Annotated in this window: 10 protein-coding genes; 3 read left to right on the top strand and 7 right to left on the bottom strand. The window is 67.5% G+C overall.

What is annotated here, in order from left to right:
• The 4 genes from PLE19_22870 to PLE19_22885 form a co-directional block, all read right to left on the bottom strand.
• Positions 1 to 1,096 (bottom strand): phage portal protein (locus PLE19_22870; protein ID HPD17790.1); only part of this gene is annotated, 1,096 nt, incomplete at its 3' end.
• A gap of 40 nt (positions 1,097 to 1,136) precedes the next feature.
• Positions 1,137 to 1,334, bottom strand: coding sequence for a hypothetical protein (locus tag PLE19_22875; protein HPD17791.1), 198 nt, complete (start codon positions 1,332 to 1,334; stop codon positions 1,137 to 1,139).
• Positions 1,335 to 2,019: 685 nt separating this feature from the next.
• Positions 2,020 to 4,290, bottom strand: a complete 2,271-nt coding sequence (locus PLE19_22880; GenBank protein HPD17792.1) for a phage terminase large subunit family protein — start codon at positions 4,288 to 4,290, stop codon at positions 2,020 to 2,022.
• Positions 4,280 to 4,579 carry a hypothetical protein gene (locus PLE19_22885; GenBank protein ID HPD17793.1) on the bottom strand — a complete coding sequence of 100 codons (300 nt, stop codon included), beginning with the start codon at positions 4,577 to 4,579 and terminating at the stop codon, positions 4,280 to 4,282. The genes PLE19_22880 and PLE19_22885 overlap by 11 nt, the downstream gene beginning before the upstream one ends.
• A gap of 156 nt (positions 4,580 to 4,735) precedes the next feature.
• Here PLE19_22885 and PLE19_22890 point away from each other — a divergent pair, with 156 nt between their 5' ends.
• From PLE19_22890 to PLE19_22900, 3 genes are read left to right on the top strand one after another with little or no spacing between them, the layout of a single operon-like run.
• Positions 4,736 to 5,020 carry a hypothetical protein gene (locus tag PLE19_22890; protein ID HPD17794.1) on the top strand — a complete coding sequence of 95 codons (285 nt, stop codon included), beginning with the start codon at positions 4,736 to 4,738 and terminating at the stop codon, positions 5,018 to 5,020.
• 45 nt (positions 5,021 to 5,065) lie between these two features.
• Positions 5,066 to 5,500 carry a hypothetical protein gene (locus PLE19_22895; protein ID HPD17795.1) on the top strand — a complete coding sequence of 145 codons (435 nt, stop codon included), beginning with the start codon at positions 5,066 to 5,068 and terminating at the stop codon, positions 5,498 to 5,500.
• A 12-nt stretch (positions 5,501 to 5,512) separates the two neighbouring features.
• Positions 5,513 to 6,322 carry a winged helix-turn-helix domain-containing protein gene (locus PLE19_22900; GenBank protein ID HPD17796.1) on the top strand — a complete coding sequence of 270 codons (810 nt, stop codon included), beginning with the start codon at positions 5,513 to 5,515 and terminating at the stop codon, positions 6,320 to 6,322.
• Positions 6,323 to 6,490: 168 nt separating this feature from the next.
• Here PLE19_22900 and PLE19_22905 read toward each other — a convergent pair whose 3' ends face one another.
• From PLE19_22905 to PLE19_22915, 3 genes are all read right to left on the bottom strand, one after another.
• The gene (locus PLE19_22905; GenBank protein ID HPD17797.1) at positions 6,491 to 7,792 is read right to left on the bottom strand and encodes a DNA modification methylase; all 1,302 of its coding nucleotides are present in this window, start codon (positions 7,790 to 7,792) and stop codon (positions 6,491 to 6,493) included.
• A 511-nt stretch (positions 7,793 to 8,303) separates the two neighbouring features.
• Positions 8,304 to 10,517: an AAA family ATPase gene (locus PLE19_22910; protein ID HPD17798.1), complete on the bottom strand. Its 2,214-nt coding sequence runs from the start codon at positions 10,515 to 10,517 to the stop codon at positions 8,304 to 8,306.
• Between the two features lie 8 nt (positions 10,518 to 10,525).
• The coding region (locus PLE19_22915; GenBank protein HPD17799.1) for a hypothetical protein at positions 10,526 to 11,010 on the bottom strand (485 nt) is incomplete at its 5' end.

Genomic DNA, 11,010 nt, shown 5'->3' on the forward strand with positions numbered 1-11,010 from the left:
TCTCGGCCATGAAGGCCTGGTCCACGCGGATGGACTTGTAGTAGGTCTGGTGGTCAAGGCGGCCGGAGGCGTAGTTGTAGCCGGACGAGTTGCCCGCCGCGACGTTGTAGGGCATGTTGAGGCACCGCGCGATCTCGTTGAGGATTTCCTTCTTGAACTCGGCGTAAGTCGTGGCCGGCTGCATCGGCTCGACCTGCGACATCTTCCAGCCGCCCGGCATGGTCAGGAGCATGTTCCGCTCGAGCTCCACGAGGTCCATCGGCTCGACCTGCTCGGCCTCGCCGTTGGCCGGGGCGTCGGTGTAGAGGATGCCCGCGAAGTCGGCCGCCGCCTCGGCAGCGCCGAGCACGGCCAGCGTGAACCGCCGAAGCTGCGCAAAGAGCGGCAGCGCGGGTGTGATCTCGGGGATGCCCCGGTGTTGGCCCGGCCGGTCCTGGCGGAAGACGTGAATCATGTGCGCGGCGGGAACCGTGCGGAACTCGTCGCGGAAGCCCCACGCGCCGCTGCCCGGATGATTCTTCAGGACGTGGTAGGCCACCGGGTTGCCGAAGCCGTCCAAGACGATGCCGTCCACCTCGCGCCGGTCCAGCAGGTAAGCCTCTGGGCTGGTCACGTGGTCGGCCTCGATGAGTTGAAGGTCGAGTTTGACCGGGTGGTCGAGGACGGGATTGTTGACCAGGATGGCGAACGCCTCTCCGTCCTGCGCCCGGGCCATCCGCATGGTGCGGAGCTTCTCGGCCAGGGCAATCTCGCGGGCCCAGCGGTCGAACTCGTGTTCGATCTCATTGTTCGCCTCGTCGCTGTCGGTGAGCATCTGCAGCCGCGGCCCGGTGCCGATGGTGTCGTTGGCCAGCGTCAGCACGATGCCCCGCGCGTAGGAGTTGTTGGCCACCTCGTAGCGGGCGCGGTTGCGGAGCGTCCGCCGGACGGCCGCCGACGCCGCCGCGTCGGCCGAGAGGGCGTCGGCGTTGGCCCAGTGGCGGCGGTTGTCCTCGGTCGTCGCGGCCGAGTCGAACCGTCCACGCACCCGCCGAACGGGCACGGCCCGCAGGCGGCTCAGGGCAATCGGTCTCTTGGTCGCGACGGTGCTGCTCATCTGTTCCTCAAGCCTCTGGTCTCAAGCCTCCGGTCTGCCTTCAGGACGCCCCCGGCGGCACGAGCTTGGTCACGCGCAGCCCAAGACCCTTGGACTTCGCCGCCTCCTTGGAGGCCAGATACCGGTCCGCCTCGATCTGCTCGGTGAGGCTGTGCTGCTCCACGGAGCCTGAATCGCCCGCGGCCCGCTTCGGGCCAGCGGCGTTCTGGCGGATGGTGTTGTCGAGGTCCTCGGCCATGCCCTTTCCTCTGAAAGACAAAAGGCCCTTCATGCCCCACGAAGCGGGACACGCCTGCCTGCCGAAGCCTCGGCGTAGGCAGGAATCTTCTCGCCTACTGGGATACTTACCCGGCGCAGGCGCGAGATGACGGACGGGAGAAGGGATTTCGGCGGGGAGGTTCTACGGGTAGCGTTTGAGGACGGAAGAATTCCTGTCGGCGGCACCGGCGAGCCGGCAGGTGGCGGGCAAAGTGGTAACGTTCTTGACCAGTCTGGGGCGCAACTGGCAACCGTTCTGACCGGTTTCAGCCTGGACATTGGCTGGGAACGGAAGCGCGGCGGTCTCCCACTTGATTCTGCTCTGCGCAACACGTAATCGCACGCCGTGTTTCCGCACAGTTGGTCAAGTGATAGCGGACGTAAGACGGGACTGGGCCGATTGGCTGCCCAGGCTACTCATCGCCCTTCTCGTAGGTGGTGAGCCGCCGGCCGCAGTGGCGGCACTCCCGGCGGCGGAGGACTCGCCCGCCGATGGCGGCACGGGTATAGAGCACGTGGAAATGCCGGCACCCGCAGCGCGGACACTCCAGGCCACGTCGGTTGGCCGCGCTGGTCAGAGAACAGGCAGGGCTTGCGGCCCCAGCCGCTGGCGGCACTGCGGATAGGTCTTCCGGCCTTCCGGTTGTGTTGGCACGCTCGTCCATCTACCGCTTGCTCCGCTGGAGTTCGGATAGTCTCACGCGCTCACGCTTGACTGCGGCCTTCGCGTCCGTGCCGGGCAGTACCACGCCCTGCATCGACGCGGCCACCGCGCAGCCGACCAGGCAGTCCAGCCAGTGGTTTTCCGATGCCTCCGGGCGCAGCTTCCACTCGTCCACCACGCGGCCTCGCCCCTCGGTCTTCACGCGGTATTCGCTGGTCAGATGCTCGGCCAGGAGGCGATGCGCTTCCGGGTCGCGGCCGAAGAGCGATAGGCACCCCTTGTCGCCCATCGCCACGGCGAGGCGCGCGTGGATGAAACTCTTCCAGTAGTTCGAGTCGAAGAGCACGTGGCGGATGGCCCGCCGACCATGCACGCTCGGGATGCGCCAGTTCAGGCCCACCCGGTCGCCGCGCTTGCGGCGGTACTCCGAGAACGGGATGCTCGATGCGCCCACGAACCGCCCGTGGCTGGGCATGAGGACCGCCGCGTGCTGCGACTGGCGACAGAACTGGTAGACCACATCCGTCGATGTGCCCCAGTTGGCGTCGATGAGGCATCGCTCGACCTTCAGGTGCGCCCCGTCTTCGCGCCGCCACTCGCGGCCCAAGAGGTCATTGGTCAAGGTCTCCAGCCCGGCGTAAATCGCGCCCTCCAGCCCCGCGCCCTTGGCAGCGAGCTGGAGCGTCCGCGTCGCGTCCCGCAAAGTAAAGTAGCGCCTCTTCTGGTCGGGATAGGCGTTGTAATCGAGGACATAGCCCGTGAAGTCTTCTGCCCAGGCCGCGACCAGCCAGAAGAGGAGCTTGCCCTGCACGTCGATAAACATCGTCAGGTGGTCCGCGCCGAGGGGGACTTCGCCGCAGCGATAGCCGTTGAGCTTCTGGGCCACCTGGTCGGCGGTGAGGAGCTCATCATCCTCGACGCCCTTCTCCGGCAGCGGCTCGTTCTGGTACTCGGCGAAGAACGCCGCCTCGTCCTGGAGCTTGAGATTCATGGCGTGCTGGATGGCACTGGCCTCGTCGTGGTTGAACCGCTCCGGCCAGGCCACCACTGCGCCGTCATCGAGCGCCTCGCGGTTGGCCTCGTAGAACGCCGTCGCCTCCCGCATGTCGCCGTGGACGCGAAGGCTCTCGGCGCGAATCTCGGCGTACTTGGCCCAGAGCTTCTCGTTCGCGGGGAACGAATAGACCATCCGCGTGCGTTCGCCGTTCCATTCCGGGTGCTTCTCCCGGTCGAGGATGCTGTCGGCCATGTCGCCGGGGCGGATGACCGTGCAGGGCATGATGCCGCTGATCTTCTTGCCTGGCCCCGCGAGGCCCAGCACCGCGCCCGCAAGAATCCGCTCCCGCGTGGCGCACTGGGAAAGCGACCGCGCCGACTCGTCCGTCTGCGGGTCGTCCAGGACCACCAGCGACGGGCGGACGGTCTGGCCATCGGCCCGCTTGTACTTCATACCCCGGATGCGGCCGGTGATGCCTGCCACTTTGATGATGGCCCCGCTGGCCTTCGAGCCGGGCATGGTTGGCAGAACGACCTCGTTCGCCGTCCAGCCGATGTGCGTCCTTTCGCCCTTGTAGAGCTGGCCCGAGCACCGGTTGGCGATGCCGTCGAGGCACCGGATGGGGTGGACGACCTCGGGGAAGTCGGCCTCCAGGAGGTCGTTGCCGTCGAGCTCCATCTTGATGCTGTCGAGCATCTCGATGGCGTGGACCTCGGACGCGCCGATGAGGCAGACGAACTCGCGGTGGCCGTAGAGCACGGCCCAGAGGCACGCACACTCAGCGATGCTGGTCTTGCCGCTGCCCCTGGGCATGGCCAGGGCGAAGAGGCCGCCGTGCAACACCGCCTGCTCGATGCGGGCGATGACCTTCAGGTGGTCGGACGACCAGCCCAGGTAGAACGTCATCGGGAAATACGCCTGGCAGAAGAACCGAAAGTCCCTCTCGGCCGCTGCTTTGCGCTCCGGGTCCACGACGGCGGGCAGTTCGCCGATGTCGCGCCCGGCCTCGGAGAGCGCCCGGTTCCGCGCGGCGGCGCGTTCCTTGAGCGCCTCGTACTCGGCGCTGGGGTCAACGACCTTCCTCGGCGCGTGCCGCTGGTCCACCAGCCACGCCACGTAGCGGAAGAGGTCCACGCGCCGCCCGTCGCCGATGCGAAAGCCCGCCCGCATGCGATGGCGGTAGAGCTGGCGCTCGTCCAGGACCGTCCCCAGCGGCGTCGAGTTCAACAGCCGCGCCAGGTCGGCGGGCTTGAGGTTGCGGGGGTCAATCGCCACGGGCGGCCATCTCCTTCGCCAGCCAGGCAGCATAATGCACGAGGTTGACCGTCCCGTCGGCGTTCACCGGCGCGCCCGCCTCGATGTCCCGGCGGATGTTCTCGACGGTCGCGTACCGAGCGCCCACGGCCGCCAGGACGCGGGTGGCCTGCTGGAGCGTCATGGCCGACGGGCTCAGCGCCCCCCTGTCTGCCGTGCCGGGCACGGCACAGGCAGGCGCGCCGCCGGGTGCGGCAGGGCCTTGCGGCGGGTGCGGGGCAATCTGCCCGGAATCTTCGCTACGCGACATAAGTCTTTACCCCTCCGAAACATGCGACATCAGGAATTCCGCGCTTTTCCGGCAGATTGCCCTTGGCATGTCCGCCCGGCCACGGCCTGATCGGATCGCTGGCATGGCCAGCGCGAAACCTGCCTGTCGGCAGGCAGGCCGAAAGGAGCGAGAACCATGAAGACGACGCGAATCGACATCGAAGGGCCGCTCGGAAGCGCGACCATCCGCCGCGACGGCCGGCGGATCGTCATCACCGGAACGCGGGTGACGAAGGTCGTCGAGCGCCGCGACGGCGAAGGCGTGCCGGTCGGCGAGGCGTTCCAGCTTGAGGCCGACGCCAGGGACACGGCGCTGAACGGGCAGGTCGCCCGGACGCTCCAGTGCTACCTCGACGGCCACCGCGGCACGGCCGGCGACGTCGCCGCGTACCGGCGGGTCATCGAGACCTTCGAGGACTGAAACGCAAGCGTGGCCGGCGCTATCCGGCAAGGAAAGGAACGAACTATGGCCAAGGGCAACGAGAACGTTTTGGGCGTGTCGATTGGCAAGGGGCTGATTGACCGGCTGAAGAAGCAGGCGGTCCGCGAGACCGCCAAGTTGGAGCGGCCCGTGACGGTCACCGAGATCGTCAAGGACGCGGTGGAGGAGTACCTCGGCTACTGGGAGACCGGCATCAATGCCGCCGAGTTCCAGAAGGCCGGGACCGACGACCCCGCCGACCCCGGCAAGGAACTGCGGGACCTGGTCCAGGACTGCGTCTCGCCGGAGGCCGCGGCGGTGATGGCCACGGCTCTCCTGGGGGCGCGTCCGACCGGCGACGACGCCGTGGACCGCGGCGTCCGTTGGTTCGCAGAGCAGTTGGCCGAGGTTCTCGGTGGCTGGGACCGCGCGAGCGACATCTTGGCCGAGTTGGGCTACATCACCATCGACCACAGGTAGGAGGTGCAAGCCATGAAGAAGAAAGAGGTCGTCATCGGTGGCCGCTACCTGGCGAAGGTCAGCGGCCGGGTCGTGCCGGTGCGGATCACCGGCGAGTCCAGGTACGGCGGATGGGACGCGGTCAACGTCGAGACGAACCGCGCCGTCCGCATCAGAGGGGCGCAGCGGCTTCGCAGGCCGGCCGACGCCGCAACGCGCCAAGCAATCGCCGGCGAGGAGACGGACATGAGCAAGGCAAGAAAGGTCGTGTTGGGCCACGTCTATTCGGTGGCCGTGGGCGGCTCGTACCTCCCGGTGCGGGTCGACTCTGGGCTCGGGCACGGGCGGTACGAGGGCACGGTCTTCCAGCCCGACGGCAAGCAGAAGACCGTGAAGTTCTCCACCGACCGCGTCCGGGGCGATGGCCAGCCGGAGGACCAGTGGCGGAAGAAGCAGGAGGCCGGCAAGCAGGAGCGCGAGACCCAGGCGCTTCAGACGGCCGCCAAGGTCGCCTCGAAGGTCCTGGGCGTCCCGGTCGGCGTCGTGCCGCCGAAGCCCACGGTCACCGAGACCGCTGACGAGCCGAAGCCCGGCAAGAAGGCCGAGCGCGCCGATGGCACGATGAGCGGCCTCGACGCGGCGGCGAAGGTCCTGGCCGACGCGGGCGAGCCGCTCAACTGCCGAACAATCGTCGAGCGGGCCGTCGAGAAGGGGTACTGGAAGACCGGCGGCAAGACGCCGTCCGCGACGGTCTACGCCGCCATCCTTCGGGAAATCCAGAAGAAGGGCGATGCGTCGCGGTTCGCCAAGGCCGACCGCGGGATGTTCACGCTCAAGGCGTAGCATCGGTCAATCCCTCCGCTCCGACCACCCCGGCGCAAGCTGGGGTTTGGTCGTTCAGGGCATCCAGTCTCGCCGACATTGCCGCCCTCCGCTGGTAAAGACATCTTGACTTGCGCCCGTCGCTGGTAAAGGCGGCTTTACCAGCGCGGGTGGCAGCAATGCGACGACTCATGCCGTGACCTCCGCCGCCGGTCGTTCCGCCTTCTGTCCCGTGAACTCCTCCCAGCGCCGGACGATGACATCGCAGTAGAGCGGGTCGATCTCCATCACGAGCGCCCGACGCCCGGTCTTCTCCGCCGCGATGAGCGTGCTGCCCGAGCCGCCGAAGAGGTCGAGGACGTTCTCGCCCGGCTTGCTGCTGTAGGTCATGGAGCGGACGGCGAGTTCCACCGGTTTCTCGGTAAGGTGCACCATCGACTGCGGGTTGACCTTCTTGACGCTCCAGACGTCGGTCGCGTTGGTGATCTCCGGGTTGAAGTAGTGGGCCGCGCCTTCCCGCCAACCATAGAAACACCACTCGTGATTGCCCATGAAGTCCTTCCGCGTCAGGACGGGGTGCTCCTTCACCCAGATGATCATCTGCGAGAAGTAGAGCTGCGACTCGCGCAGGGCATTCGGGTAGTTCCAGATGTTCGAGTACCCGCCCCAGATGTAGAAGGCCCGGCCGGGTTCCAGCACCCGCTGGATGTTGCCGAACCACAGCCGCAGGAGCCGCGCGAACTCTTCGTCGGAGATGAAATCGTTGACCAGCGGCCTGTCCTTGGGACGCAGTTTGCCCGTCGTGGCGTGCGTCTCGCCCCGGATGGCGATGTCCATGCCCTGTTGGCCGATGGGACGGTCGCCGGAGACGGCGATAGCGTTGTTGCTCCGGCTGGCGACGCCGACATTGTAAGGGGGGTCGGTGTTGACGAGCTGCACGGTCGCCCCGTCCAGCAGGCGGTCCACGTCCTCGGCCTTGCCGGAATCGCCGCAGAGCAGGCGATGGTTGCCCAAGACCCACAGGTCGCCGGGCTGCGTCACGGCCTCGTCCGGCGGGGCCGGGACGGCATCTGGGTCGGTCAGGCCCTCGGTGCCCGCCGCGCCGAGCATCTTCTCCAACTCCGCCGACGAGAAGCCCAGGAGTTCCAGGTCCACGTCCATGCCGCGCAGTTCCGACAGCTCGATGGGCAGCAGTTCCATGTCCCACGTGGCCAGGTCCGCGACCTTGTTGTCGGCGATGCGGTAGGCCCGGACCTGCGCCGGGGTGAGGTCGGTCGCCACGTGGACGGGCACCGTCTCCAGCCCGAGCTTCTGCGCCGCTTTCCAGCGGGTATGACCCACGACGATGACGCCCTCGGCGTCCACGACGATGGGTTGCCTGAACCCGTACTCCCGGATGGACCGGGCGACCGCCTCGACCGCGCCGTCGTTGTCGCGGGGGTTCTTGTCATAGGGCTTAATGTCCGAGATTTTGCGAAGTTCGACCTTCATGGCTCAATCCTCCTTGCCCGCCGGCCCGGCGGGCGTCTGAAATCGTTCCAGGGTTCCGCCCCGTTTGCGCCAGGTTGCGTCAGGTCGCGACCTTTGGGTCGGGGCGGCGGATTCCTCGACCCCACGAACCGCTCGGCCCGGGTGCGACCTGGTGGGGCAGTCCGCGCCGGAAAACCGGACACGCAAAACAAACTGTGCCCAAACGCGCGACCGTTCCCGCCGCCGTCTCGGCGCACGCTTGCGGCGGAGGAACCATGAAACATGAAACGCGCACGCGCGCACGCACCCCGGCCCGCGCGACGGCCTTCAGGCCGTTCGCGCGCCGGGGGGTATGGGGGGGTGTGCGCGCAAATGAGTGCCGTTGTTCCGCCCGTGATGTAATCGCTTGAACAACAGATGGTTACAGCGCACACCAAGGCGGAACAAAGGCGGAACTGTTCCGCCCGTAGTTCCGGCGGAACTCCGACAGCAGTTCCGCCCCCAGTTCCGCCAGTTGTTCCGCTTGCGATGGTCATTCGCACGGCTCCAGTTCATCACGAATCCGGCGCACGTAGCGCGGCGACACGCCGCATCGCTCGGCCACGTCTTTGGTGGACAGTTCGGGGTGTTCCCTCAGTGCGGCCTGGACGAGGTAGCGGCTGTTCTGCGGCGAATCCTCGGACGGTCCGACCGTGGCGTAGACGAGGGTCTTGCGATGCCCGATGGTCCATCGGAACGCCAAACCCTCCTCCTCGGCCAGGTCGAGCAACCGTTTCACACGGCGGGACGAGATGCCCTCGGCTTCAGCCTCTTCGAGGATACGGGCCTGACTCTTGGGCTCCTGGCCCAAGAATCGTTTGGTGAATCCGGCGGCGTCGTAGGACGGCGGCTTCTCTTCGTCATCGCCGCTTTTGGCGCTCCGCTTGCCGCCTTCCTTCCGCAGCGCCGCCGGATCCAGGTCGTCCGCGGGCATCCAGACCGGCCAGGCCCAGCGGAGGCAGCGCGGCGGGAGAGGCGGCCAGGAACGCACCGCCGCCTCCATCACCACCGCGTCCTCCTCTTCGTGGCGGCGTAGGATGAGGTGCGTGTCCGTGGCGCGAGACTGCGCGCCGGCACCGGCTCCCACGTCGGTGAGTTCCTTCAGGGACTGGTTCCCCTTGGACGTATGGTGGATGAGCACGAAGCAGCACTTGAGGTAGTCGGCGAACGAGTCCAGGTAGTTGTAGAGACTGGCCATCGTGCCGTTGTCGTTCTCGTCGGCCCGCATCGGCAGGAAGCGATAGAAGGCGTCGAGGATGACGACCTTGAACCGCCCGGGCGCGAACTGCCGGAAGTACGGCCCGAGGGCGAAGAGGTCCTGGAGCCGCCCACGAAGGTTCTCGACATAGAGACGGTCCGCGACCGCCTCCATGCCGATGCCGCGCACCTCGGCGACCTTTGGGATGCGGTTGGCCGATGTTTCGCCGTGCAGCTCATTGTCGAGGATGAGCACTTCGCCCGGCACACAGTCCATGCCCAGCCACGGCCGGCCGGTGGCGACCGCGAGCGCCAGGTCGATGACGAGCCAGCTCTTGCCGATCTTCGGGGCGGAGATGACGTTCATGGTCTCGCCCTCGCGGAGTAGCCCCTCGATGACGGGCTTACGTAGGGTGGGGTAGAGCTCGACAAGTTGGCGTAGGCTCTTGGGGGCCGAGATGCTGGGCCGAGCGTCGATTGCTGCCGCGGGCGGGTGAGTGGGCTGCGGCACAAGGGCGGAGAGGTTCACGCCTCCGGCGGATCGCTCCTGGACGCCTCGCCGCGCCAGGGCGATGGTCTTCGTGACGTAGTCGGGACGGAGGGCCTTCTCAGGCTTCTGGCCGTGCCTGCGCCGGACCGCGATGAGCAGGTCGGCGATCTCCTGGTCGCTCCAGCCGCTCAAGGCTGCGATGTCTGCGAGCGATTGGTCGTAGGCACTCTGCGATTGGTCGCTGAAATCGGCACGCCAGTGATTCCACGAATCCGAGAACGTCTGCGAGACGCACATCAAGCGGCCGAACTTGTCGGCCGGCGGCTCGGCGTCGGGCCGCAGCGCAAGTGCGTCCACCTGCACCTCGTCCATCTCGGCCGGGACTTCATCGGCCGCGAACGGCTCGAAGTCGTCGGGGTTGTACCGGCGGTCGCCGGACTCCAGGACGCGGACCTCGACGGGCATCTGGCCCTTGCGATTCACCGTTCCCGGCAAACGCAGCACGCGGGCCAGGTCGCCGACGGAGTCGACGTCCCAGCCCAAGCCGCGCGCCGCGTTGCGGACGGCCTGGACCCAGCCTCGGGCAGTCTTGGCCGCCTCGATGCGCTCGTCGTCCGTCTCAAAGACCCACGGCTCCTTGAAGAGCCAGTAGGCGTGCAGGCCGTGGCCGGAACCCACGAGGACGCTCGGCGCGAGCGGGAGCCTGTCCAGGATGGTCCGGGCCTCGTCGACTGTGCGAGGCAGGGGCTTCTCCGCCCGCCACGGCGCGGCCAGGTCGATGTCAGCCCAGAGGCCGACGATGGCTACGATGTCGGACGAGGAGTTCCGCCTGCCGAAGTTCCGGCCCGCAAGGCCGACGCCGAAGTAGACCTCCTTGGTCTTCGCCTCCTCGGCGGCGTGGAGCGCCGCTGCGGTCAGCGACGAGAAGTGCCTCGTCCGCCGGTCGGGCAGCGTGAAGACGCACAGCCGCCGGTCCTCGGCGACCGCTTCGGCAAACAGCATGTTCAGGAACTCTTCCATGCGGTTCCTCAGAACGGGATGTCCTCCGCGTCATCGACCGGCCTGCCGTCAGGCACGACGGTGCTGGTGACGGCTTCGCCTCCGTCTGCGTCATCGTCCCAGCCGGGTTCGCGGTACGAGGGCTTCTCGCCGAGGTCGTAGCCGACGATGCGGTCGAACTCCTCGCCGGAGACGTGCCGCACGGTGATGCTCTTCGTGGGCGCAAGCGCCCCGCGCTCGGCGAAATAGACGGCGTCCTCGGCGGTCTCCGGCACGGGGAGATTCGAGCGCTTCCGCCACCAGAGTTCCGCCTTGTGCCGGGCGTAGCCGGTGTGTTCGAGGCAAATCCACTCCGACTGCCACCGGCTGAAGCCGATGCGATACTCCACGCGCATCGAGCGCGGAGCGTCCGGCGGGGCGTTGCGCTTCACGTGGACGCCGTAGACCACCTCCTCCACGGGATAGGTCTCGACCGTGACGTCGCCGGAGAGGATGCCCTCTGAACCGGCCGTCC

The organism is Planctomycetota bacterium, from assembly GCA_035384565.1.
In the GTDB taxonomy this organism is placed as follows: Bacteria; Planctomycetota; PUPC01; order DSUN01; family DSUN01; genus DAOOIT01.